The sequence below is a fragment of the Micromonospora zingiberis genome (assembly GCF_004331455.1).
In the GTDB taxonomy this organism is placed as follows: domain Bacteria; phylum Actinomycetota; class Actinomycetes; order Mycobacteriales; family Micromonosporaceae; genus Micromonospora; species Micromonospora zingiberis.
On sequence record NZ_SJJR01000002.1, the window covers coordinates 334497 to 357701 of the forward strand.

Annotated in this window: 24 protein-coding genes and 1 pseudogene; 15 read left to right on the forward strand and 10 right to left on the reverse strand. The window is 70.2% G+C overall.

What is annotated here, in order from left to right; genetic code table 11:
• Positions 1 to 100: 100 nt before the first annotated feature.
• Positions 101 to 1684 carry an acyl-CoA carboxylase subunit beta gene (locus E0H26_RS04565; protein WP_131301120.1) on the reverse strand — a complete coding sequence of 528 codons (1584 nt, stop codon included), beginning with the start codon at positions 1682 to 1684 and terminating at the stop codon, positions 101 to 103.
• Positions 1685 to 1761: 77 nt separating this feature from the next.
• Here E0H26_RS04565 and E0H26_RS04570 point away from each other — a divergent pair, with 77 nt between their 5' ends.
• Together E0H26_RS04570 and E0H26_RS04575 are read left to right on the forward strand one after the other, a co-directional pair.
• Positions 1762 to 2643 carry a biotin--[acetyl-CoA-carboxylase] ligase gene (locus E0H26_RS04570; protein WP_131301122.1) on the forward strand — a complete coding sequence of 294 codons (882 nt, stop codon included), beginning with the start codon at positions 1762 to 1764 and terminating at the stop codon, positions 2641 to 2643.
• Positions 2644 to 2859: 216 nt separating this feature from the next.
• The gene (locus E0H26_RS04575) at positions 2860 to 3417 is read left to right on the forward strand and encodes a PH domain-containing protein (protein WP_131301124.1); all 558 of its coding nucleotides are present in this window, start codon (positions 2860 to 2862) and stop codon (positions 3415 to 3417) included.
• A 67-nt stretch (positions 3418 to 3484) separates the two neighbouring features.
• Here the strand turns inward: E0H26_RS04575 and E0H26_RS04580 are convergent, their stop codons facing one another.
• The 3 genes and pseudogenes from E0H26_RS04580 to E0H26_RS30545 form a co-directional block, all read right to left on the reverse strand.
• The gene (locus E0H26_RS04580; RefSeq protein WP_131301126.1) at positions 3485 to 4204 is read right to left on the reverse strand and encodes a GtrA family protein; all 720 of its coding nucleotides are present in this window, start codon (positions 4202 to 4204) and stop codon (positions 3485 to 3487) included.
• A gap of 63 nt (positions 4205 to 4267) precedes the next feature.
• Positions 4268 to 4855 (reverse strand): GtrA family protein, encoded by a 588-nt coding sequence (locus E0H26_RS04585; protein WP_240742005.1) that lies wholly within the window; start codon positions 4853 to 4855, stop codon positions 4268 to 4270.
• A gap of 137 nt (positions 4856 to 4992) precedes the next feature.
• Positions 4993 to 5074 (reverse strand): annotated as a pseudogene (locus E0H26_RS30545) (GtrA family protein); the annotation flags it as partial.
• A 136-nt stretch (positions 5075 to 5210) separates the two neighbouring features.
• Here E0H26_RS30545 and E0H26_RS04590 point away from each other — a divergent pair.
• From E0H26_RS04590 to E0H26_RS04600, 3 genes are all read left to right on the forward strand, one after another.
• Complete coding sequence (locus E0H26_RS04590) at positions 5211 to 7061, forward strand: phosphoenolpyruvate carboxykinase (GTP) (protein ID WP_131301130.1); 1851 nt, start codon at positions 5211 to 5213, stop codon at positions 7059 to 7061.
• Between the two features lie 31 nt (positions 7062 to 7092).
• The gene (locus tag E0H26_RS04595) at positions 7093 to 7944 is read left to right on the forward strand and encodes a hypothetical protein (protein ID WP_131301132.1); all 852 of its coding nucleotides are present in this window, start codon (positions 7093 to 7095) and stop codon (positions 7942 to 7944) included.
• A 378-nt stretch (positions 7945 to 8322) separates the two neighbouring features.
• The gene (locus E0H26_RS04600) at positions 8323 to 9093 is read left to right on the forward strand and encodes an isoprenyl transferase (RefSeq protein WP_131301135.1); all 771 of its coding nucleotides are present in this window, start codon (positions 8323 to 8325) and stop codon (positions 9091 to 9093) included.
• A gap of 60 nt (positions 9094 to 9153) precedes the next feature.
• Here the strand turns inward: E0H26_RS04600 and otsB are convergent, their stop codons facing one another.
• The 3 genes from otsB to E0H26_RS04615 all read right to left on the reverse strand — a co-directional run bounded on the left by otsB (position 9154) and on the right by E0H26_RS04615 (position 11000).
• Entirely contained in the window at positions 9154 to 9978 is an 825-nt protein-coding gene (gene otsB / locus E0H26_RS04605; RefSeq protein WP_131301137.1) for a trehalose-phosphatase, read from the reverse strand.
• Between the two features lie 67 nt (positions 9979 to 10045).
• The gene (locus E0H26_RS04610; protein WP_131301139.1) at positions 10046 to 10399 is read right to left on the reverse strand and encodes a hypothetical protein; all 354 of its coding nucleotides are present in this window, start codon (positions 10397 to 10399) and stop codon (positions 10046 to 10048) included.
• A 160-nt stretch (positions 10400 to 10559) separates the two neighbouring features.
• Positions 10560 to 11000, reverse strand: a complete 441-nt coding sequence (locus E0H26_RS04615) for an XRE family transcriptional regulator (RefSeq protein WP_131301141.1) — start codon at positions 10998 to 11000, stop codon at positions 10560 to 10562.
• Positions 11001 to 11264: 264 nt separating this feature from the next.
• Here E0H26_RS04615 and E0H26_RS04620 point away from each other — a divergent pair, with 264 nt between their 5' ends.
• From E0H26_RS04620 to E0H26_RS04640, 5 genes are all read left to right on the forward strand, one after another.
• Positions 11265 to 11609 carry a hypothetical protein gene (locus tag E0H26_RS04620; protein ID WP_131301143.1) on the forward strand — a complete coding sequence of 115 codons (345 nt, stop codon included), beginning with the start codon at positions 11265 to 11267 and terminating at the stop codon, positions 11607 to 11609.
• A gap of 28 nt (positions 11610 to 11637) precedes the next feature.
• A complete protein-coding gene (locus E0H26_RS04625) occupies positions 11638 to 11973 on the forward strand; it encodes a hypothetical protein (protein WP_131301145.1) in 336 nt (111 codons plus the stop codon).
• Between the two features lie 394 nt (positions 11974 to 12367).
• The gene (locus E0H26_RS04630) at positions 12368 to 13783 is read left to right on the forward strand and encodes a PhoH family protein (protein WP_131301147.1); all 1416 of its coding nucleotides are present in this window, start codon (positions 12368 to 12370) and stop codon (positions 13781 to 13783) included.
• A gap of 291 nt (positions 13784 to 14074) precedes the next feature.
• Positions 14075 to 14746 carry an aggregation-promoting factor C-terminal-like domain-containing protein gene (locus E0H26_RS04635; RefSeq protein WP_131301149.1) on the forward strand — a complete coding sequence of 224 codons (672 nt, stop codon included), beginning with the start codon at positions 14075 to 14077 and terminating at the stop codon, positions 14744 to 14746.
• Positions 14747 to 14883: 137 nt separating this feature from the next.
• Complete coding sequence (locus tag E0H26_RS04640; protein WP_131301151.1) at positions 14884 to 15537, forward strand: rhomboid family intramembrane serine protease; 654 nt, start codon at positions 14884 to 14886, stop codon at positions 15535 to 15537.
• Between the two features lie 55 nt (positions 15538 to 15592).
• Here E0H26_RS04640 and glpX read toward each other — a convergent pair whose 3' ends face one another.
• Positions 15593 to 16624, reverse strand: coding sequence for a class II fructose-bisphosphatase (gene glpX, locus E0H26_RS04645; RefSeq protein WP_131301154.1), 1032 nt, complete (start codon positions 16622 to 16624; stop codon positions 15593 to 15595).
• 156 nt (positions 16625 to 16780) lie between these two features.
• Between glpX and E0H26_RS04650 the strand changes: the two genes are divergently transcribed.
• The 3 genes from E0H26_RS04650 (at position 16781) to E0H26_RS04660 (ending at position 19359) form a co-directional block, all read left to right on the forward strand.
• Complete coding sequence (locus tag E0H26_RS04650) at positions 16781 to 17431, forward strand: DUF4245 domain-containing protein (RefSeq protein ID WP_131301156.1); 651 nt, start codon at positions 16781 to 16783, stop codon at positions 17429 to 17431.
• 102 nt (positions 17432 to 17533) lie between these two features.
• Positions 17534 to 18337: a hypothetical protein gene (locus E0H26_RS04655; protein ID WP_240742006.1), complete on the forward strand. Its 804-nt coding sequence runs from the start codon at positions 17534 to 17536 to the stop codon at positions 18335 to 18337.
• A 185-nt stretch (positions 18338 to 18522) separates the two neighbouring features.
• Positions 18523 to 19359, forward strand: coding sequence for a hypothetical protein (locus E0H26_RS04660; RefSeq protein WP_131301158.1), 837 nt, complete (start codon positions 18523 to 18525; stop codon positions 19357 to 19359).
• Positions 19360 to 19675: 316 nt separating this feature from the next.
• Here E0H26_RS04660 and E0H26_RS04665 read toward each other — a convergent pair whose 3' ends face one another.
• Both E0H26_RS04665 and xseA read right to left on the reverse strand, forming a co-directional pair.
• Positions 19676 to 19897, reverse strand: a complete 222-nt coding sequence (locus tag E0H26_RS04665) for an exodeoxyribonuclease VII small subunit (protein ID WP_131301160.1) — start codon at positions 19895 to 19897, stop codon at positions 19676 to 19678.
• Positions 19898 to 20033: 136 nt separating this feature from the next.
• Positions 20034 to 21269, reverse strand: coding sequence for an exodeoxyribonuclease VII large subunit (gene xseA, locus E0H26_RS04670; protein ID WP_131301162.1), 1236 nt, complete (start codon positions 21267 to 21269; stop codon positions 20034 to 20036).
• 190 nt (positions 21270 to 21459) lie between these two features.
• Between xseA and E0H26_RS04675 the strand changes: the two genes are divergently transcribed.
• Together E0H26_RS04675 and E0H26_RS04680 are read left to right on the forward strand one after the other, a co-directional pair.
• Complete coding sequence (locus E0H26_RS04675) at positions 21460 to 22449, forward strand: 4-hydroxy-3-methylbut-2-enyl diphosphate reductase (RefSeq protein ID WP_131301164.1); 990 nt, start codon at positions 21460 to 21462, stop codon at positions 22447 to 22449.
• A gap of 165 nt (positions 22450 to 22614) precedes the next feature.
• Positions 22615 to 23055, forward strand: a complete 441-nt coding sequence (locus tag E0H26_RS04680; protein WP_131301166.1) for a hypothetical protein — start codon at positions 22615 to 22617, stop codon at positions 23053 to 23055.
• Positions 23056 to 23205: the final 150 nt, after the last annotated feature.

Consider the following 23205-nt stretch of genomic DNA (forward strand, 5'->3'; position numbering starts at 1 on the left):
GCTGCGCGGCGTTGGGCGGCGTTGGCTGCGCGGCGTTGGGCGGCGTTAATAGGGGGCCCTTCCTATGCATCAGGCGTTAATAAGGTGCCCTTCCTTGCACCTAGAGCGGGATGTTCCCGTGCTTCTTCGGCGGCAGGGTCTCCCGCTTGGTGCGCAGCACCCGGAGGGCACGGACGATCTGCGTACGGGTCTCGTGCGGCGCGATCACCGCGTCGACGTACCCGCGTTCGGCGGCGACGTACGGGTTGGCCAGGGTGTCCTCGTACTCGGCGATCTTCTCGGCGCGGACCGCCGCGGGGTCCTCGGCGCCGGCCAGCTCCTGCCGGTAGAGGATGTTCACCGCACCCTGCGCACCCATCACCGCGATCTGTGCGGTCGGCCAGGCGAAGTTGAGATCCGCCCCGAGGTGCTTGGAGCCCATCACGTCGTACGCCCCGCCGTACGCCTTGCGGGTGATCACGGTGACCTTCGGCACGGTGGCCTCGGCGTACGCGTAGATCAGCTTGGCGCCCCGACGGATGATGCCGTCCCACTCCTGACCGGTGCCGGGCAGGAACCCGGGCACGTCCACGAAGGTCAGCACGGGGATGTTGAACGCGTCGCAGGTACGCACGAACCGGGCCGCCTTCTCGCTGGCCGCGATGTCCAGCGTGCCGGCGAAGTGCATCGGCTGGTTGGCCACCACGCCGACCGGCCGGCCCTCGACCCGGCCGAAGCCGACCACCATGTTCTGCGCGTAGAGCGGCTGGACCTCCAGGAACTCCCCGTCGTCCAGCACGTGCTCGAGCACCCGGTGGATGTCGTACGGCTGGTTGGCCGAGTCCGGGATCAGCGTGTCCAGCTCGCGGTCGGCGTCGGTGACGGCCAGCTCCGCTGGGGCGTCGAAGACCGGTGGCTCGTCCAGGTTGTTGGACGGCAGGTGGGACAGCAGCGCCTTGACGTAGTCGACCGCGTCCTCCTCGTCGGCGGCGAGGTAGTGCGCGTTGCCGCTGCGGGTGTTGTGGGTGCGGGCGCCGCCCAGTTCCTCCATGCCCACGTCCTCCCCGGTGACCGTCTTGATCACGTCGGGGCCGGTGATGAACATGTGCGACGTCTGGTCGACCATCACGGTGAAGTCGGTGACGGCGGGGGAGTAGACCGCGCCACCCGCGCACGGACCCATGATGAGCGAGATCTGCGGGATGACGCCGCTGGCCCGGACGTTGCGGAAGAAGATCTCGCCGTACAGCCCGAGCGAGGCCACACCCTCCTGGATGCGGGCGCCACCGGAGTCGTTGATGCCGATGACCGGGCAGCCGATCTTCATGGCCAGGTCCATCACCTTGACGATCTTCTCGCCGAAGACCTCACCGAGGGAGCCGCCGAAGACCGTGAAGTCCTGGGCGAAGACGCAGACCTGCCGGCCGTCGATGGTGCCGTAACCGGTGATCACACCGTCGCCGTACGGGCGGGTGCGGTCCAGGCCGAAGTTGCTGGACCGGTGCCGGGCGAACTCGTCCAGTTCGACGAAGGAGCCCTCGTCGAGCAGTAGGTCGATCCGCTCGCGGGCGGTCTTCTTGCCCCTGGCGTGCTGCTTCTCCACGGCTCGGGCCGACCCGGCGTGCACCGCCTCGTCCACCCGGCGGGCCAGGTCCGCCAGCTTGCCCGCGGTGCTGTGCAGGTTGCTCCCGGTCTCGGTAGTCACCCACGGAATATAACGATGGTTCAGGTCGGTGGCCGCTGTGCGGTACGCCTCACTGTGGCGAACCGTAGGCTGACGGGATGCCGGGTTCGCCGTACACCGATCTGGACCGCCCGCCGCTGTCGGCGGCGCGGCTACGCCGGGCGCTGGTCGCGCCGTACGGTCCGTGGGCGCGTCTGGAGTTGCGCGCCGAGACCGGCTCGACCAACGCCGACGTCGCCGAGGCGGCCCGCGACGGTGAGCCGGAGGGGCTGGTCGTGGTGGCCGAGCGGCAGACCGCCGGCCGGGGGCGGCGCGGCCGGGTCTGGCAGTCGCCGCCGCGTGCCGGCATCGCGACCAGCGTGCTGCTGCGGCCCGGGGACGCGGCGCCGGAACGCGGCTGGCCGGCCGCACCACCGGCAGGGTACGGCTGGCTGCCGCTGCTGGCCGGTGTGGCGCTGGTGGAGGCGGTGACCCTGCTGGCCGAGTTGGACGCCAGCCTGAAATGGCCGAACGACCTGCTGGTCGACGGCGCCAAGTGCGCCGGCATCCTCGCCGAGACGGTGCCCGGCCCGGCCCTCGGTGACCCGCCGGCCGTGGTCCTCGGCATCGGGCTGAACGTCACGCTGCGCGCCGACGAGCTGCCGGAGAATCCGACCGGCCTGCCGGCCACCTCGCTGCAACTGGCCGGCGCGGCAGCCACCGACCGGGATCCCCTGCTGCGTGCCCTGCTCCGCTCGCTCGCCGACTGGTACGCCCGCTGGCGGGCCGCTGGCGGCGACGCGAGCGCCAGCGGCCTGCGCGACGCGTACCTGAAGGTGTGCGGCACCGTAGGCCGCGAGGTCCGTGCCCTGCTCCCCGACGGCACCGCCCTGACCGGCACCGCCACCACCGTCGACCCCGACGGCCACCTACTCCTCACCACCCCCACGAACCCCACCCCCCACCACATCCCCGCCGCCGACCTCCTCCACCTCCGCTAACCCCCCACCCCCACCCCTCCCTCCCTCCCTCCCTCCCCACCCCCGGCGCGTCGATCTTGCAGTTACGGTCGGGGCGAATGGGTGCATAACGGGCGCATCGGCGACCGGAAGTGCAAGATCGGCGGAGGTGTCGGGCAGGGGGTGACCGCGTGGTGGATGTGGTGGGGTGGCGGTGGGGAGTTACGGTCTGCGCGTCCGTTCTGCGAGGAGGTTTCCGTGGCGTTCCCCGAAGACGTGCTCACCGAGGACGAGCACGTCGTGCTGCATCTGCATCCGCACTGGAAGGCCCTGATCCGGCCGCTGGCGGTGCTGGTGCTCGCCATCGCCGCGGTGGCGGCCGGTGTCGTGTTCCTGCCCTCCGGCGGGGGCGGCTCCATCACCCTTGCCGTGATCGGCGGACTGGCGGTGCTGGGCGTACTGGTCCTGGGGCTGTGGCCGTACGTCGTCTGGCGCACCACGCACTATCTGTTCACCAACGAGCGGGTGGTGCTCCAGCACGGGGTGTTCTCCCGGGAGCGGCGGGACATCCCGCTCAGCCGGGTCAACGACCACTCGATGAACCAGCAGTTCGTCGGGCGTCTGCTGGGCTACGGCACGCTCACCATCGAGTCGGCCGGCGAGCGGGGCCAGTCCGTGCTGCCCGACGTGCCGAAGGTCGACCGGGTCCAGACCAAGCTCTACGAGTTGGTCGAGGCGTTCCACGACAAGCACTCGTTGGGTGACGGCGAGCTGCGCGAGATCCTCGCCGAACGCGACAACAAGTCCGGGCTCTGACCAGCGGCATCGGTTGCACCACAAACGCCCGCCAGCCGCAGCTGGCGGGCGTTTCGGCGGTCCAGGCTCAGCGGCGCCGGAAGCGGCGGGGCGCCGGGGCGGGCTGAAGTTCGGCCGCCAGCTCGGCCTCCAGTTCCTTGTCCAGGGCTGCGGTGAGTTCGGCCTCGCTGCTCAGCGCGGCAGCGCGGGGCTGGAGTGGTCGGGGCATGAGGTCCGGCGGCCGGGTGGCCGGTGGTTCCTCTTCCTCCAGCTCGGTGATGGATTCGGCGAGTTCGGCCACCGGATCCATCTCGGCCATCGTGTCCCACTCGTCGCGGGGCAGGCCCTGCCAGGTTTTCGCCGACTCGGCCGGCGCGGCGGGCTGGAAGACGAAGGTGCGGTACGACCAGAAGCGGAACAGGGTCGCCAGCACCACGCCGCCGGTCTTGGCTATGTTCAGCGCCAACAGGCCGGTCACGCCCAGCCCGTACTTCGCGGCGGCGAGTACGCCGAGTTCGATCAGCAGGCCAACCCCGTTGAAAAAGAAGAACAGGGCATATTCCCGCCGCATGGCAGATTTCGGGCGATCCCGGTACGTCCAGTGCCGATTCATCAGATAGGACGTGATCGTCGCCACGATGGTGGCGATGACGGTCGCCTTCAGTTGGCCGTCGACAAAAACGGTGAGTGCGAGGGCATTGAACACCGCGTAATTGATGACGGTGTTCACGCCGCCGACCAGGCCGAATTTGAGCGCCTCATGGATGAACTTCTGCCAGCGCTCAGGCAGCAGACGGACAAGAGGCATGGGCAACACCTTAGGGCAGTGGGCTCGGGCCGGCAGGCTCCGGCCGGACGGGTGGGCGGCAGGTCACGCCCCGCGGTCCCGGTTCACATCCGCAGCGACTGGGGTTCCCGCATCCACGAAGACGAACCGTCGGTACGACCAGAATCGGAACAGCGTCCCGAGCCCGGTGCCCACGACGAAGCTGGCGATGTTGTCGGCCAGCCGGGTCTGGAAGACCTCCGGCCAGATGCTGCCCAGCCCGTAGCGGCTGATGGCCAGGCAGGCCACCGCGATGCCCAGGCCCACCGCGTTGAAGAAGAAGAACAGGGCGTACTCGCGGGCCGGATTGGTGCGCTTGCGGTGTCGCCACGTCCAGAACCGGTTGCCCAGGAAGGCGAAGGTCGCCGCGATCACCGTGGCGATGATCTTCGCGGTGAGCTGCTCCACCCCGCCCGGACCGATCAGGTAGTTGAACAGGGCGAAGTCGACGAGGAAGGCGACCCCACCGACGGTCGCGAACTTGCTCAACTCCCGCAGCAGGTGACCGAAGCGGTCGAGCAGGGAGTGGACCAGACCCGATCGGGTCTGCGGGGAGCCTGGCTCCCCGGTCATCGTGGCGGCCACCGTGCGAGCGTACCGGTTGGCGGCCCCCCGAACGGGGAGCAACGGCATCCGGGGTCCACCGGCGCGGCGGTGCGGACGGGCACGAACAGAGCGTAACCGGATCTGTTCAATCCGGAGTTGTTTTCCGCTACCGCTCATCCGGTGGAAAAGCGGCGCCGCCGGGTGGGGTGACCGGAGGTCCGCCGCAGGATTTGCGTGAAACTGCGCGCGAAAGCGGGTAAAGGTCCGTGAAGCCGCAGCGTGCCCGTACCTTGTGCAGTTCTTCACAACCAGTCCCACTGACTGGCGAGGTCCATCGGTTTACGCTGAGCCCAATCCCAGGTTTCCACGAAGGCGACGCATCGCGGCGCCAAGACTCGTGCACTCCATAGACCGGTCAGCGTCGACCACAAGGAGATGTGTCATGGTTGCTCCGGCCACCGTTCGGGGTATCGATCAGGCCCCGACGTCCCACCCCAAACTGCTCGCCTGGGTTCGTGAGGTCGCTGAACTGACCACCCCTGACCAGGTGGTCTGGGTGGACGGGTCCGATCAGGAATGGCGTCGCCTCACCGACGAACTGGTCGAGGCCGGCACCCTCGTCCGGCTCAACCCCGAGAAGAAGCCCAACTCGTTCTACGCGCGAACGGACCCCACGGACGTCGCCCGGGTCGAGGAACGCACGTTCATCTGCTCGGTGGACGAAGCGGACGCCGGTCCCACCAACAACTGGATGGCGCCGGCCGAGATGAAGCGGACGATGACGGAGCTGTACCGCGGCTCGATGCGCGGTCGGACGATGTACGTCATCCCGTTCGTGATGGGCCCCGTCGAGGCCGAGAAGCCCATGTTCGGTGTGGAGATCACCGACAGCCCGTACGTGGTCGCCTCCATGCGGATCATGACCCGGATGGGTGCCAAGATCCTGGAGGCGATGGGCGACGACGCGGAGTTCGTGCACGCCCTGCACTCGATCGGTGCCCCGCTCGCCCCCGGCCAGCAGGACGTGTCCTGGCCGTGCAACGAGACCAAGTACATCTCGCACTTCCCGGAGACCCGCGAGATCTGGTCGTACGGCTCCGGTTACGGCGGTAACTCGCTGCTCGGCAAGAAGTGCTACTCGCTGCGGATCGCCAGTGTGATGGGGCGCGACGAGGGCTGGCTCGCCGAGCACATGCTGATCCTCAAGATCACCTCGCCGGAGGGCAAGGTCTACCACATCGCGGGCGCCTTCCCGTCGGCCTGCGGCAAGACCAACCTGGCCATGCTGGAGCCGACCATCCCGGGCTGGAAGGTCGAGACGATCGGCGACGACATCGCCTGGATGCGGTTCGGCCCGGACGGCCGGCTGTACGCGGTCAACCCGGAGTACGGCCTCTTCGGCGTGGCACCGGGCACCGACTGGAAGACCAACGCCAACGCGATGCGGACGCTGGAGCGGGGCAACTCCGTCTTCACCAACGTCGCCCTCACCGACGACGGCGACGTCTGGTGGGAGGGGCTGGGCGAGCCGCCGGCGCACCTGATCGATTGGAAGGGCAACGACTGGACGCCGGGGAGCGAGAACCTCTCCTCGCACGCGAACAGCCGGTTCTGCACCCCGATCACCCAGTGCCCGATCCTCGCCGAGGACTACTTCGACCCCAACGGGGTGCCGATCGACGCGATCCTCTTCGGTGGCCGGCGCCGGGACACCGTACCGCTGGTGACCGAGGCCCGGGACTGGGTGCACGGCGTCTACCTGGGTGCCACCCTCTCCTCGGAGACCACCGCCGCGGCCTCCGGCGCGGTCGGCGTGGTCCGCCGCGACCCGATGGCGATGCTGCCGTTCATCGGTTACCACGGCGGCGACTACTTCCGGCACTGGATCGAGATGGGCAAGGGCGCCGACGGCGACGAGTCGAAGCTGCCCAAGGTCTACTACGTCAACTGGTTCCGCAAGGACCCGGAGGGCAGCTTCCTCTGGCCCGGCTTCGGCGAGAACTCCCGCGTGCTGAAGTGGATCATCGAGCGGATCGAGGGCCGCGCGGAGGCCGTGGAGACGCCGATCGGCATGGTTCCCACGCTCGACTCGCTGGACGTCGACGGCCTGGACATGACCCAGGAGGATGTCCGGATCGCGCTCAAGGTGGACCCGAACGAGTGGCGCGACGAACTGCCGCTGGTCACCGAGTGGTTCGAGAAGTTCGGCGACAAGCTGCCCGGTGTGCTGTGGGCCGAGCTGGACGCCCTGCGGGCCCGGCTCGACGCGGAGCAGCCGCAGCGGGGGGTGTGATCGACGCCGGATCCGGGCATCATCGGATCCCATGAGGACGGCCGCCGAGACCGAGGTCCGGCGGCCGTCCGCCGTCCGGGCGCTGACCGTGCTGCTCGCCGTGACCGCCGCGGCCACCGTCGTGGTCGAGGTGCTCAACTGGTGGTACGCCCCGGAGCAGGGCTTCGGGCTCGCGGTACGCACCGGCTGGGCGATGCTGCGTTCGTTCGGCTTCCTGCTGCTGATCGGCCACGTACGCCGAGGACGTACGGTGGCCCGCCCGCTCGGCCTGATCCTCGCCGTCACCACGGTCTTCGCGGTCGGTCGGCTGATCGTGCCCCGGCAGGGCGTGCCCCCACTACCCGGCCTGCTCGGCTTCGCCCTGCTCACCGCGCTCTGCACCACGGTGGTGTGGCTGCTGTACCGGTCCCCGCCCATCGCCGAGCATCTGGTGCGGCACCGGCCCCGGCTGGTCATCGACCGGTCCGGCATCTCCTGGCGGGAGACACCACCGCGTCGACCCGAGGCGAGCGCCTGGCTGCTGACCAGCCGGGTCGCCGCGTTCACCTACAGCCCGCTGATGCTGGTGCCGGCCCTGGTCGCCGCCGCGGCGATCCTCGACGGCCGGGCGTTCGCCCTGCCCGCGGTGCTGTTCTGGCTGCTGGCGGGCATCGCCACCAGCTACCTGGTGCTGTTCTGCACCGCGTTCCTGATGCGCGGCAAACGCTGGGCGAGCACCCTCCTCGTGGTGATCACCGCCGCCGTACTCGCCGTGGACCTCCCGCTGTGCTGGTGGCTGCTCGGCGTCGACGGCCTGATCCGTGACGGCGCCCCCCTGGTCGCCGCGGCGGGCCTCGCCCTCTACGGCGTACGCCGCGCCGCCCGCGCCACCGCCTCTGCCTGAGGCCGCCCCCGGTCTCCGCCTGAGCCCAGCCCGCCGCCCGAGCCCGCCCCGCCACCCACCGGCGGCCGTGGTCGCATGGCGCCCGGCCGGCGACCGAGTCCTCCGCGCCGCCTTTGCTCTGCTCCAACCCACGCAACGGAGAGTGGCCGAGTTCATTGCGTGGGTTGAAGCAGAGCAAAGCGCCTGGACAGGGGAGGGTGGAGGGCCGGGAGGGCCCCGGGCGGTGGGTCGAGGCGCGTTGCCCGGTCGGCCGGTCGGTGCCGCCCCGTCGCTGGTCCGCGAGCCTGTCACACGGTCGGTTTGATCGGCCTCGGCCGCTCGGTGCGGTATCGGCCACCGGCCCGCTCGATCGCGCGAGGGCTCGCTACTCTGCAAGTGATGACTCTGCGGAAACTTCTCTACTCCGTGTACGAGCGGCGGCTGACGGCCAAGCTCGCGGGCCGGCCGGTGCCCCGTCACGTGGGCGTGATGTGTGACGGTAACCGCAGATGGGCCCGGGACATGGGCTTCGTCGACCCGAACGACGGGCACCGCAAGGGCGCCGAGCGGATCAAGGAGCTGCTCCGCTGGTGCGACGCCGCCGGCGTGGGGCACGTCACGCTCTGGCTGCTCTCCACCGACAACCTCTCCCGGCCGGCGGCGGAGCTGGATCCGCTGCTTCAGATCATCGAGGATCTGACCACCGAACTGGCCGAGCAGGGCAACCCGTGGCGGCTGCGGATGGTGGGCGCCCTCGACGTACTGCCGGCGCAGCACGCGGCGGCGCTCAAGGCCGCCGAGGAACGGACCCGGGAGCGCAGCGGCGGCGCCCAGGTCAACATCGCGGTCGGGTACGGCGGCCGGCGGGAGATCGCCGACGCGGTGCGCTCACTGCTGCTGGAGCACGCGGCGAACGGCGGCACGCTGGAGGAGTTGGCCGGCTCGCTCGACGTCGACGACATCTCGGAACACCTCTACACCCGCGGCCTGCCCGACCCGGATCTGATCATCCGGACCAGCGGAGAGCAACGGATGTCCGGCTTCATGCTCTGGCAGTCGGCGCACTCGGAGTTCTACTTCTGTGAACTCAACTGGCCGGATTTCCGCCGCGTCGACTTCCTCCGCGCACTGCGCTCGTACGCCACTCGCCAGCGCCGTTTCGGCGTCTGACCCGGCCGGCTGAGCCGGCCGGCTGGCCCTGTCTCGGGTGCCGGCCGACCGGTCCCGGTGTCAGGTCAGGTGGTGGGTGGCCTCGGTGAGGAAATCGCCCAGGGCGGCCGGGGAGTCGATGGTGAGGTCGGCGGCCTCGGCGACCTCGGCGCCGGTCTCCGGGTTGGCGACGGCGACGCAGACCCCCACAAATTCCGGATCCGCAGCCGTACGCGCCCGCAGTGCGGCGAACGCCTTGATGTCGGAGACGTCGTCGCCGAAGTACCAGGCGCCACCGGCCTCCTGCACCAGCTCGCCGATGACCATGCCCTTGTCCCGGTCGACCGGCGGCTTGACCTCCAGCACCATCCGCCCGACCTGCACCCGCAGGCCGAGGCGCTCGGCCTGGGCGCGACCCCACGTCTCGACCGTGTCGGCGAGTTGCGGGGCGGTCCGCCAGTGCAGGGCCACCGAGAGTCGCTTGTACTCGACGAGGGCCTGCGGCGGCAGTTCGGCCCGAGCCAGGTCGGCGAGTTCGGCCATGGTGGGCACCCACGGCAGGGCGGCCGGCTCGGTGACCGTCTCGCCGCCGGAGTGGCTGTGCTCCAACCCGTAGAGCCCGTAGAGGTCGACGCCGCTCAGCCCGCCGAAGTGCTCCCGCAGGAACTCCACCGGCCGGGCGGAGACGATCGCGATTCGCCGGACCACCGGGGCGAGCGCCTCGATCGCGGCCAGCACCTTCGGCGCGGGCTGTACCTTCGTCGGATCGTCGGCGACCGGCGCGAGTGTGCCGTCGAAGTCGAAGAAGAGTATGGTCTCGGCCGCCCGGTCGGCGGTGGTCCGCCAGGCCTGGTCGGCGTCGGTCGGGATCTTCGGCTGCTGGTTGCCCAGATTCAACGGCGGCACGCGCGACAGCGTACCCCGGCTTTCGGCGATCAATCCTGGCCGGAATCGGCTCGGTTGGCCCTTGTGATCAGCGTTCGGCGGCTCCACGTCCTCGGCGTCCGAACGGCACCACGGCCGCCTCCTGGCCGTGGCTGAGCAGGTAGCCCTCCACGAAACCGCTGTTCCGGTCGCCGGTGTGCGCCTCGATCTCCCGAAGCCGCTCCACCAGGAACTCGGTGAGCGCGGTGAGCCGGTCGTTGAGCCGCTCGTGCAGCTCGGCGACCACGGCCAGGACGATCGCGGTGCCCGCGGCGGCGAGCGCGAAAAGGTTGACGAGCAGGGGAAGCTGCCCGCCGTTGAGGGCCAGGGTCACGGCGTTACCGGTCACGCAGAGCGTCACCGAGATTGTCGCGACCACGACTGCCGACCATTTCAGGGTCATGAAAGACCCTCCTTCTGTCCCGCAGGGCTGGGTTCGGCCTTGTCCCGTCCCCCCGCCGACGACGAGCCCAAGCAGTACAAACACGGACGCTAGCGCGCCCGTTCCCGCCCCGTAGCGAAACGAATGAGGCTGACCTGGTGTTCTTTCGCCATCTGAGGAACTAGCTGGCCGCTTCTCCTCGTTTTCGGACACCGGCCGGCAGTGTCGGCCGGTATGCGAGATAACGGATGGTTTCTCGGATGTGGAACTTCTCCGCGTCCGAGACGTCGGGGTCGACCAGCCGACGCAGCAGCGCCTCGACGTCAGGGTCCATCGGTGGGGGCGTCGGGGCGGTCCGGCGGGAGGCGGCCCGGTCCCAGCCCAGGGCCGTGAAGGCCACCGCCGGGTCGAGGCCGAGTCCTTCGCAGAACGCCACCACCCGCTCGGCCTCCGGGTCGCTGGCCCAGTCGCCGCGTACCCAGCGGTTGATCGTCTGCCGCGAGACGCCGGTACGCCGGGAGACCTCGGTGCCGCTCCATGCCCGGGTGGCCCGCGCCTCGTCGAGGGCCCGTCGGACGAAGGTGGCGAAGGCGATCTTCCGTGCATTGGCGGTCTCGGTCACCTCGTGACCGTACGACCGTTGAGCTTGGGTGGGGGTGCTCGGCACGCGTCTGTCACGCTTACGTGACGCCGATTCTGACTGGCTGGTCAGGGGTCCAGCGCTGTTCCTGAGGGGTGTCACCTGGGCAGGATAGATGTACGTAGGTGCGGAGGCAAACAAACGAAAAGCTGATACTGTCACGCCCATGGGACAACCTACGGTGTGTCACGTGCTTGAGACGATCAGTGCTCACCTGCGTTACGCGCCCGGTGTGGGGGAGGCGCGGTGACCGAACTCGCAACCCGTGCCCAGGCCTTCGGCCTGATCGCGGAGGGCGTCGCCGCCGGGCTCAGCGCGCCATGGCGCCTCTACCTCGCCCGGGGCTGCCGCTACCTGTCGCTGAGTGTCGGCGACCGGGCCGAGTGGAACGCCTGGCGGACCCACCTCGGCTGCCCGGAACTCAGCGTCCGGGTCTACGACGCCGGCGGAGAGATCCGCCGGTCATCGGTGGCCGAAGTGGTCCTGGACGGCTGCCGGATCAGCGTCGAACTGGTGGAGGAGATCGGCACCGACGACCTCGACCGGCTGCTGGTGCCCGACCCCACCACGGTCGAGCCGGAGGAGCGATGAGCGGCGCGCGAGGGATCGGAGCCGCCGGATGAGTCCGTTCCTCGCCATCTTCCTCGTCCTCGTGCTCGCCGCGACGAGCTATGCCGCCGGGCGCCTGCACGGGCAGCTCAGCTACCGGATCGGTTACCGCTTCGGCTACCGGCAGGGCTACTTCGATGGCGACCGGGGGGCATGGAACCGGCGGCGCCGCGACGCCCAGGCCGCGATCGCCAGCGCGCTCGCGGTCACCGGGCCCGCCAACGCCCGGGTGCCCGCCGCGGTGGCCCGCCCGGGCACCACGTACACCGGATCCTCGTTCGCGACGCCGGCCGCCTCGGTCACCGGGCGGCACCCGACCGGCACTCTCGTACGACGAACCGGCTGATACCGGTCGACGGGCCTGCCGGCCCGTCCACGAACGCGGCGTATCGCTTGATCGGGCGTGCGCCGCCGGGGTCACGTCAGACCGGTGACGGTGGTCCCACCGGCCGGGGTGCGCGCAGGGGGCATGCATCCCGGCCGGTTCGCCCCGTCGGCGCGGCGCCCGGCGTCGGTACTGCTCGGCGGGGTCGTCACCGGCTATCGGGCGTTAACGAACGACTACTAGCCGGGACGGGTGCGGGGAGCTAGCGTCTAGGCATGGCGCGGGATTGTCCCGAGCCAGCCGGTAGCCCGGCCTGCGACCTCGCGCATGGGGCCCGCATCCGACCCCGTGTCCGCCGGGCACCCGGAGGAGGCGGACCGCGGGTGGCCGGGTGCCCATCCGCCGGAGCAGGCCTGTGACGACTCGCCGTACGACCGCCGGTGCCGACCAGGGCCCGGCCGCGACTGCCACGACCCGCCGCACCGCCCGGAGCCGCCGTACCGCGGCCACCGGGTCGGCCGACACCAGGGAGCCTCGACCAGCGGGGCAATCCTTCGTTCTGGACACCTCCGTCCTGCTCAGCGATCCGGCGGCGTTCCACCGCTTCGCCGAGCACGAGGTGGTCCTGCCCCTGGTGGTGATCTCCGAGTTGGAGGGCAAGCGACATCATCCCGAGCTGGGCTGGTTCGCCCGGCAATCGCTACGCATGTTGGACGAGCTGCGCGTGCGTCACGGGCGGCTGGATGAGCCGGTGCCAGCCAACGACGCCGGTGGCACGCTGCGGGTGGAGCTCAACCACACCGACGACGGCGTGCTGCCGCCGGGTTTCCGCAACGAGTCCAACGACGCCCGGATTCTCTCCGTCGCGCTGAACCTCGCCGCCGAGGGGCGGGAGGTGACGCTGGTCAGCAAGGACATGCCGCTGCGGGTCAAGGCCGCCTCGGTCGGGTTGCGGGCCGACGAGTACCGGCACGGTCAGGCGAGCGACCCGACCTGGACCGGGATGGCCGAGCTGGAACTGAGCGAGGAGGACATCGGCCGGCTCTACGGCGGGGAGACCATCGACGTGGACGCGGCGGCCGGTCTGCCCTGTCACACCGGTCTGGTGTTGCACTCCGCCCGGGGCTCGGCCCTCGGCCGGGTACTGCCCGACAAGACCGTCCGGTTGGTGCGCGGCGACCGGGAGGCGTTCGGCGTGCACGGCCGTTCCGCCGAGCAGCGGGTCGCGCTCGATCTGCTGCTCGACGAGTCGATCGGCATCGTCTCGCTGGGTGGCCGGGCCGGCACCGGCAAGTCGGCCCTCGCGCTCTGCGCCGGCTTGGAGGCGGTGATGGAGCGCCGCCGGCACAAGAAGGTGATCGTCTTCCGCCCGCTGTACGCCGTCGGCGGCCAGGAACTCGGCTATCTGCCGGGCTCGGAGTCGGAGAAGATGTCGCCCTGGGCTCAGGCGGTCTTCGACACGCTCGGCGCCGTGGTGCACGAGAACGTGCTGGAGGAGGTCACCTCGCGGGGTCTGCTGGAGGTGCTGCCGTTGACCCACATCCGGGGGCGCAGTCTGCACGACGCCTTCGTCATCGTCGACGAGGCGCAGTCACTCGAACGCGGGGTCCTGCTGACGGTGCTCTCCCGGATCGGTCAGGGTTCCCGGGTGGTGTTGACTCACGACGTCGCCCAGCGGGACAACCTCCGGGTCGGCCGGCACGACGGAGTGACCGCTGTGATCGAGGCGCTCAAGGGTCATCAGCTCTTCGCGCACGTCACGCTCAGCCGTTCGGAGCGTTCTCCGATCGCCGCAATGGTGACCGATCTACTGGAGGACATCCCGCAGTGATGGCCGATTAGGGGGAGTTTTAGCGGCTTTTTCGGGTGACCCACGTCACAATTGGGTCGCGCGGTTTCCCATCAGCCTCACTGTGCGCGATGGTGTCCCACGGGCGCCCACGCACCAGACGCATCGTTGGTGGTCATTCGCCACTCCTTCGCGGAGGGCGGACGACTCGCCGGGATGCGACCCGGTGTGTCTACGGTGACCGGCCAGCCGGTCGCGGGCGCTCGCGGTGTGCTTCGGCCCAGCGCGGCTGCGGTCACACCGTGTCCCTGACCCCGACGAAGGGATCACTTCGTGAGTCGGCTGTGGAGCCGGTTCGCCGCCCGTGGCGTTGCTGTCGTGCTGCTCTCCGGGGGCGTTGCCGGCGGCTTCTACCTGAGCGAAGAGCGCCAGACTTCGCGCCCGGACCCGGGCGCACAGGTGGCCGGCAGTGTTACCCAGATCGATGTCGACTATCGGCAGGAGCAGCAGGTCTCCCGCCAGGTGCGGGCCGTCCGCGAGCAGGCCGCCGAGGCCAAGAAACGGGCCCGCGCCGCCGCCGAGAAGGCCCGCAAGGCCGAGGAGGCAGCGCGTCGAAAGGCCGCCGAGGAGAAGGCGGCCAAGGAAGCGGCAGCCCGGGCCCTGAAGCCGTACGACGGGCCGATTCCGGAATCCTGCGAGGAGTACAGCGGCAACCGGAAGACCGGCTGCGCGTTGATGATCGACGCCGGCTTCGGCATCGACCAGTTCCCCTGCCTGGACAAGCTCTGGAACAAGGAGAGCGGCTGGAACCCTCGGGCCCACAACAACTCCTCCGGTGCCCACGGCATCCCGCAGGCCCGGCCGGGCAACAAGATGGCCACGGTCGGCTCGGACCGGGAAACCAACCCCGTGACGCAGATCAAGTGGGGGCTCGGCTACATCAAGGGCCGGTACGGCACGCCGTGCAAGGCGTGGACGCACTCGCAGAACACCGGCTGGTACTGACCTGACCGCGACGGTGGCGGAGACCGGACGAGCCGCGTCCCCGCCGCCGTCGCCGTCGGCACCCGACCGGCCTCGGACGGGCGGTGCCGGGTGGCGAAAAGTGGCGGCTGTCGGCGTTTGCTGATAGCTGTTGACGGGTGACCCTGCACCCCGTCAATGGCGATCCGCACCGGTTCGGCACCGAGGCCTTCTACGCGTCCATCGGCCGAGCCTTCGTCGCCATGTGCGCCGTGGTGCCGGTGCTGTTCCTGATCGAGGGCCTCGACCAGTGGCTCGGTGCCGGCTTCGACGCCGCCGCCGGCATCATCCCGCAGCGCATCGAAGGGCTGGACGGGGTCTTCTTCTCGCCCTTCCTGCACCACGGCTTCGATCACCTTTACAGCAACAGCATCCCGCTGATCCTCCTCGGCACCTTCGTGCTGGCCGCCGGCGCCCGCCGGTTCCTCTGGTCCACCCTGGTGATCGTCCTGGTCAGCGGCCTCGGTGTCTGGTTCACCGGTTCACCCAACACGATCGTCGTCGGGGCGAGCGGGGTCATCTTCGGCTACCTCGGCATCCTGCTGACCCGGGGCATCTTCGAGCGCAGCTGGTGGAACTTCGCCGTCTTCCTGCTGGTCGGCCTCCTCTACGGCGGCCAACTGGTCGGCGTCCTGCCGACCGACGAGCGGATCTCCTGGCAGGGGCACCTGTTCGGGCTGCTGGGCGGCATCGTGGCGGCGATCATCTTCCGCCGTCGGCGGCCCGAACTCGACGGGCCGTACAGCTCCGAGTCGCCGATGACCATGCCCTGATCCGCCGCCCCGCCGCTTGCGGCGAGACGGCGTACGAGGGTCCGCGCGTCGGGCCTTACGCCTGCTCGGCCAGCGGCCGGCCGTCGAAATCGACCGCCGAGTAGAGCGCCAGCTTCTCCAACCGGTGGTACGAGTCGATCACCCGGATCGTGCCGCTCTTGGAACGCATGACGATCGACTGGGTGTACGCCCCACCGGCCCGGTACCGCACGCCACGCAGCAGGTCACCGGAGGTGACGCCGGTGGCCACGAAGAAGCAGTTGTCGCCGGTGACGAGATCGTCGGTGGTGAGCACCCGCTCCAGGTCGTGCCCGGCGGCCAGCGCCTTCTCCCGCTCGGCGTCGTCCCGGGGCCAGAGCTTGGCCTGCATCATCCCGCCCATGCACTTCAGGGCGCAGGCTGCGGTGATCCCCTCCGGGGTGCCGCCGATACCCATCAGCACGTCGACGTCCGACTCGCCGCGGGCGGCGGCGATGGCACCGGCGATGTCGCCGTCGGAGATGAAGCGGATACCGGCACCGGCACGGCGGATCTGATCGACCAACTCGTCATGGCGGGAGCGGTCGAGGATGCAGACCGTCACCTCGGACACGCTGGAGCCCTTGACCTTGGCGATCCGGCGCAGGTTCTCGACGACCCCGGCGTTGATGTCGACAACGTCCGCGTACGCCGGGCCGACGGCGAGCTTCTCCATGTAGAAGACGGCACTCGGGTCGAACATGGCGCCCCGCTCGGCGACCGCCAGCACCGCCAGCGCGTTCGGCATCCCCTTGCTCATCAGCGTGGTGCCGTCGATCGGGTCGACGGCGACGTCCACCTCCGGACCGCTGCCGTCGCCGACCTCTTCCCCGTTGAAGAGCATCGGCGCGTTGTCCTTCTCGCCCTCGCCGATCACCACGACACCGCGCATCGGGATCGAGTTGATCAGTTTGCGCATCGCGTCGACGGCGGCACCGTCGCCGCCCTCCTTGTCGCCCCGACCGACCCACCGGCCGGCAGCCATCGCTGCCGCCTCGGTGACCCGGACGAGATCGAGGGCGAGGTTGCGGTCGAGATTCTGTGGGGTACGCGTGCTGGTGGTCGTCATTGAACGGCTCCTCCTCGCGGCGGTGCGGGGTTGACCGGGCCGGCAGTGATCAGCTGCGGGCTTTGTTCCTGATCCTCACACGATGGCGGACGCGAGGCCGGGGCGGGGCGGTGATGGGCCGGATACCGCCGGTCGGGCGGCTGCGAGAATGGCCGGGTGGAACCCGCACAGCCTGCCGACCGTGAACCCGCAGCCCAGCCATCGGGCGGTGACCAGCCCACCGCCGAACGGCCGAGCGACCCGGGCGTACCCCAGCAGCTGACCGAGCCGACGGAGGCCGCCAGCGAGCCGGCGGCGCCCGCCTCCACCCGGTCGCCTCGGGACATGGTGATCTCGATGCTGGTACTGCTCATCCCGATCGCCCTGCTGTTCGCCTTCTACCGTGGGTTTCTCGGCGGCGACCAGCCGATTGCCGTCGATCCGGCGCCCACCTTCGAACAGGCCCGAGCGGCCGGGGTGTTCCCGGTGAGCGAACCGGCCGGCCTGGGCGACGGCTGGCGTTCCGTACGGGCCTCCTACCGCACGGCCGACGGCGGCGCCACGTTGCGCGTGGGATATGTCACTCCCGAGGGGCGTGGCCTCCAGTTGGTGCAGAGCAACGTGCCGCCGGAGCAGCTGCTGCCCGTCGAACTCACCGACGAGGGACGGCCGCAGGGCCAGGCCGACCTTGGCAGCGGGACCTGGCAGCGGTACACCGCGCGGGGTAACGAGCAGGCGCTGGTGTTGCTTGAGCCGGACCGTACCGTGATCGTGGTCGGCGATGCCCGGGACAACGAACTGCGGGAGATGGCGAGCGCCGTCGACTGACAAACGCTCCCCGAAACGTCGGCCCGATCCGTTACGCTCCCCGCGTTCGTTCCTCGGACGGCGTGACCGTCCGGATCTCCCCAGTTTGAGAAGAGACTTTCTGTGAACATTCGACGCTGGAGCGTGAGCGTCATCGCCGCCACGTTGCTCGTTCCTGGCGTGGCCGCCTGCAACTCCGGCACCACCGACTCGCCCGGCGCGTCGGGCTCGTCCGCTGCCGGCATCCCGACCGACCCGAAGCAGGCGCTGGTCGCCTCCACCAAGGGCCTGGCCGACGGCAACTACGCCTTCACCATCACCTCCGAGGCGATCAACGGCAGCGGCAGCGTCCACAAGCCGAGCAACAGCGCTCAGATGAGCATGAAGGTGGGCGACGAGACGTTCACCATGGAGTTCGAGCTGATCCAGATCGACGCCGACACCTGGGTGAAGATGGACCTGGGCGAGCTGCTCGCCGGGCTCCCGGGCATGGCGGAGATGAAGGACAAGTACCAGCACATCGACGCCGCCAAGGCGGGCGACGCCAGGAACCTCGACATGCTCAAGAAGGGCAGCGACCCGGCCGACGCCGCCGCGATGTTCCAGGGCCTGGCCGACGTGCAGGAGACCGCACCGGGCACCTACAGCGGCAAGGTCGACATCACTGCGGCGAAGGACTCGGTCGCCGCCGACGAGGACGTGGTCAAGGCGCTGGGCGAGCAGGCCAAGGAGATTCCGTTCACCGCGAAGGTGGACGCCGAGGGCCGGCTGACCGAGCTGGTCATCTCCATCCCCGCCGCGGGCGAGGCCAAGGCGCAGGACATCAAGATCGGGTACGCCGACTACGGCGCCGCCACCGCCGCCCAGAAGCCGCCGGCGGACAAGGTCGTCGAGGCCAGCGAGCAGACGTACGAGATGTTCAAGTAGGCCGATCGGTGGTGATCCGAAGCGGGGGGCGGACCGGTCCGCCCCCCGCTTCGCGTGTTCGGGTCCGGGACGGCGGTGCCGGAGCGGGCGCCCGGTCAGGTGATTGCCCGACCGGCTGGCAGGGAACAGAGAGGACAGCCTTCCGGCGCGCGAGGTGCGTCGGGCGACCCTGCTGGGAGACACCGATGACCGTTCGACGATTGAGCGCCGGCCTGATGGCCGCCGCACTGCTCACGCCCGGACTCGCCGCCTGCGCCCCCACCGGCGACGGCACTACCGGGCCCACCGCCACGCCGTCCGCCACCGCCACGCCGACCGGGGCAGCCGGCGACGCCGACGCCAAGCAGGCCTTACTGGACTCGACGCGGGAGATCAGCAACGGCAACTTCCGGTTCCGCATGTCCGGCGCCGGATCGACCGCCGAGGGGCAGGTCCACCAGCCGAGCCAGAGCGCCCAGATGCAGGTGAGCATCGGCGAGCCGACCGACGATCTCGCGATGACGCTCGACCTCATCCACGCCACCCCGGACAGCTGGGTCAAGCTGGACCTCAAGGGTGCGGCGGCGTCCAGCGTCCCCGGGCGGGACCGACTCAACCTCGGCAAGTACCAGCACCTCGACCAGACCCGGATCCAGGGCAACCGTAACCTCGGCTTCGACTTCGAAAAGGTCGACCCGGCCGGCAGCGCGGTCCTCACCCAAGCCATCACCGAGGTACGCCGCACCGGCGACGGGGCGTACGCCGGCACCATCGACCTGTCGAAGGCCGCCGAGGCCGGCTCGCTCGACCAGGGCATGATCACCGCACTCGGCGCGCAGGCGAACTCCGTGCCGTTCACCGCCACCACCGACGCGCAGGGCCGACTCACCGAGATGGTCCTCCAGATCCCGGGCACGAGCGAGGCGGCTAACCAGGAGATCCGGGTGACGTACAGCGACTACGGCAACGCGACCGCCGCCCAGAAGCCCCCGGCCGACCAGGTCGTCGAGGCGCCGCCGGAGCTGTACAACCTGTTCGACTGAGCCACGCGGAACGCGCGGCGGCTGGTCGGCCGGGTGCCCGGAGTCTCGACCACGCCGCGCTGTCCGCCGCACCGACCACCACCCATGGTGGGTCGAGCCCCCCGCGCAGGTCGACGTCGAGGGTGAGGTGCCTGGTGAGGCGGAACTGATCGAGGTCGCGGCGGCCTGGCCAGGCGGGACTGATCGAGGTCGCGGCGGCCCGGTGAGGCGGGACTGATCGAGGTCGCGGCGGCCTGGTCAGGCGGGTGCGGCGGAGCGCGCGACGTCGGTTGGGTGTCGCGGGCGCGGTGGGGGCGGAGGCTCTCTCCGCGCCCGCTCAGCTTGCGGGGTCCTGCCGGCTGGCGTCGATGCGGGCGCGGGCCCCGTCGAGCCAACGTTGGCAGATCACCGCGAGCGCCTCGCCCCGTTCCCAGAGCGCCAGGGATTCCTCCAGCGACGTCCCGCCGGCCTCCAGCCGTTCCACCACCGACGCGAGTTCGGCGCGGGCCTGTTCGTAGCTGAGCCGCTCGTCGGGCCCGCTCGTCTGCTCGTCAGTCATCGCACCCATCTCAGCACAACCACCCGACACCTTCCGCGACCGCATCGGCAGTCGATCCTAGCCGCGGATCTTGGTACGAGACGGCCTCCATGCGGGTCGTTTCGTACCAAGATCCGCTAGACAGAAGCGGAGCGGGTCAGGTGTTTACGGTGGCGGAGAGTTCGCCGTCGGCGAGGCGTACGCGCAGGGGGTCGCCGGGGCCGACCTGGTCGGCGGCTCGGACGACGTGGCCGTCGGCGCGCTGCACGATGGCGTACCCACGATCGAGGGTGGCGGCGGGGGAGAGCGCACGTAGCCGGGCCAAGGTGTGCCGCAGGTCGTCGTCGGCGGCGGCCAGCCGATGAGTCAGACAGCGGTCGGCGCGCTGGCGCAGGGCGGCCAGATCGGCGGCCCGCTGTTCGACCATCACCTGTGGACGGGCCAGCACCGGCCGCGAGCGCAGCGCGTCGATGCGGTGGGTCTCCCGGTCGACGAGATTGTGCACCGCCCGGTGCAGCCGGTGGCGGGCCTGGTTGATCAGGCGTACCTCCTCGGCCAGGTCGGGCACCACCCGCTTGGCGGCATCGGTGGGCGTCGAGGCGCGTACGTCGGCCACGTAGTCGACCAGCGGCGCGTCCGTCTCGTGCCCGATCGCACTGACCACGGGCGTACGGCAGGCGAAAACCGCCCGGCACAGCGCCTCGTCGGAGAAGGGCAGGAGATCCTCGATGCTGCCGCCACCGCGAGTCAGGATGATCACGTCGATGCTCGGGTCGCTGTCCAACGCCTTCAGCGCGTCGATGATCTGCGGGACGGCGCTGGGCCCCTGGACGGCGACGTTCACCGTCCGGAACGCCACGGCCGGCCAGCGGCGACGGGCGTTGGTGAGGACGTCCCGCTCGGCGGCGCTGGCCCGGCCGGTGATCAGCCCGATGCGCTGCGGCAGGAACGGGGGCCGGCGCTTACGGGCCCGGTCGAACAGCCCTTCGGCGGCGAGCAGCTTCTTGAGCTTCTCCAGCCGGGCCAGCAGCTCGCCCAGCCCGACCTGACGGATCTCGTCGGCGCGCAGGCTGAGCGTGCCCCGGGCGGCGTAGAACTCCGGCTTGGCGTGCACCACGATCCGGGCGCCCTCGCGCAGTTCGGGGGCGCCGGAGTCGAGCACGTCGCGGTTGGTGGTGACGGTGAGACTCAACTCGGCCGACGGGTCACGCAGGGTCAGGAAGACGGTGCTGGCACCGGGTCGGCGACTGATCTGCGCCACCTGCCCGTCGACCCACACCCAGCCCAACCGGGCGACCCAGGCGCCGATCTTCTGGCTGACCACCCGTACCGGCCAGGGCTCGTCGGAGCTGCTCGCCGCCCCCGCGCCTGGTGCCGCCCCGCCCGCACTCACCCGCCCACCCTAAACCCCGCCACCGACCACGACTCCGCGCACCGAAGCGTCGGCCGCCCGTTCCGCCCCTGCCCGACCCACCGAATCCGGCCGTGGACCATGAAGTTTGGTGGCGTTTCTGATCTCCGGGGCCTGCGTTCGGCAGGGTCGGCCGGGAGGCGCAGGCGGCGAACCCGCGTACGATGAACGGGTGACTGAGGCTGAGACGACTTCCCGGACCGGCAAGCGCGTCCTCCTGGCCAAGCCCCGCGGTTACTGCGCGGGCGTCGACCGGGCGGTGCAGACCGTCGAGGAGGCGCTCAAGCTCTACGGCGCCCCGATCTACGTACGCAAGCAGATCGTGCACAACAAGCACGTGGTGCGCACGCTGGAGGCCCAGGGGGCGATCTTCGTGGAGGAGAACGAGGAGGTGCCCGAGGGCGCCACCGTGATCTTCTCCGCCCACGGTGTGGCGCCCGAGGTCTACGAGCAGGCGAAGGAGCGGTCGCTGAAGGCGATCGACGCGACCTGCCCGCTGGTGACGAAGGTGCACCAGGAGGCGAAGCGGTTCGCCGCCGAGGACTACGACATCCTGCTCATCGGTCACGAGGGCCACGAGGAGGTCATCGGCACCGCCGGCGAGGCCCCGGAGCACATCCAACTGGTGGACGGTCCGGAGGATGCCGACCGGATCACCGTGCGCGACCCGAACAAGGTCGTCTGGCTGTCGCAGACCACGCTGTCGGTGGACGAGACGATGGAGACGGTGGCCCGGCTCAAGAAGCGGCTGCCGATGCTCAAGTCGCCGCCCAGCGACGACATCTGCTACGCGACGAGCAACCGCCAACACGTGGTCAAGGAGATCGCGGCCGAGTGTGACGTGGTGATCGTGGTCGGCTCGCGGAACTCGTCGAACTCCGTACGCCTGGTCGAGGTGGCCCTCGACGCTGGCGCACGCGCCGGGCACCTGGTCGACTTCGCCCACGAGATCGACGACGCCTGGCTGGTCGGCGCGGAGACGGTGGGTCTGACCTCGGGAGCGAGTGTTCCGGACGAGTTGGTCCAGGAGGTGCTGACCCATCTCGCCGAGCGCGGCTACGCCGACGTCGAGGAGGTGGTGACCGCCAACGAGCGACTCACCTTCTCGCTGCCCCAGGAACTCAAGCGTGACATGAAGGCCGCCGCAGCCGCCCGTGATTGACCGGCCAAGGGCAGTGCACAGGGGAGTCCGCCGCCGGCGCTTCAGGCTGATCGGCGTGGCGCCGGAGGCAGTGCACGGGGGCGGTCCGCCGCCGGTGCTCCAGGCTGATCGGCGTGGCGCTCGGCGGATGGAACGGTCGACCCGCCGCCTGCGTCAGAATTGGGTATGAGGACCATTCGGATCGCCGCCGCCGCGCTGATCGTCTGTACGGCGCTCGTCGCCTGTGCCGGTCAGGACGCGGGGGACGGCCCTGCCGCCCCGACGGGAGCGCCATCCGTGACCGAGCTGCCGACCCCCGATCCGACCGGCCCCGTCCCCTCGCCGTCCGACGCGGTGGACCCGACCGCGCCGCTCAGCCCGCCCGGTAAGCGTCCGGGTGGTGCGCCGAGGCCGACCGCGACCAGCGAGATGACCCTCACCGGCCGGATCGAGGCCGGTGTCGAGCCCGGCTGTCTGCTGCTCAACGGCTATCTGCTGCTCGGCGGTCCCGACGACGTGCTGACCGCGGGCGCCACCGTGACGGTGACCGGAAGGCCCGCACCCGGCATGCTCACCACCTGCCAGCAGGGCACCCCCTTCCAAGTGGCATCCGCCCACCGCGGCTGATCCGACCGACGCGAGATCTTGGTACGAAAGCGCCCCCGGAAGGGCCGCTCCGTTCCAAGATCTCGTGCGCGGTAGCGGGTGGGGGGAGAGAGACGGACGGGAGCCCGTCTCCGGAGATCCGGAGACGGGCTCCCTGCGTGGTGCGGTGGT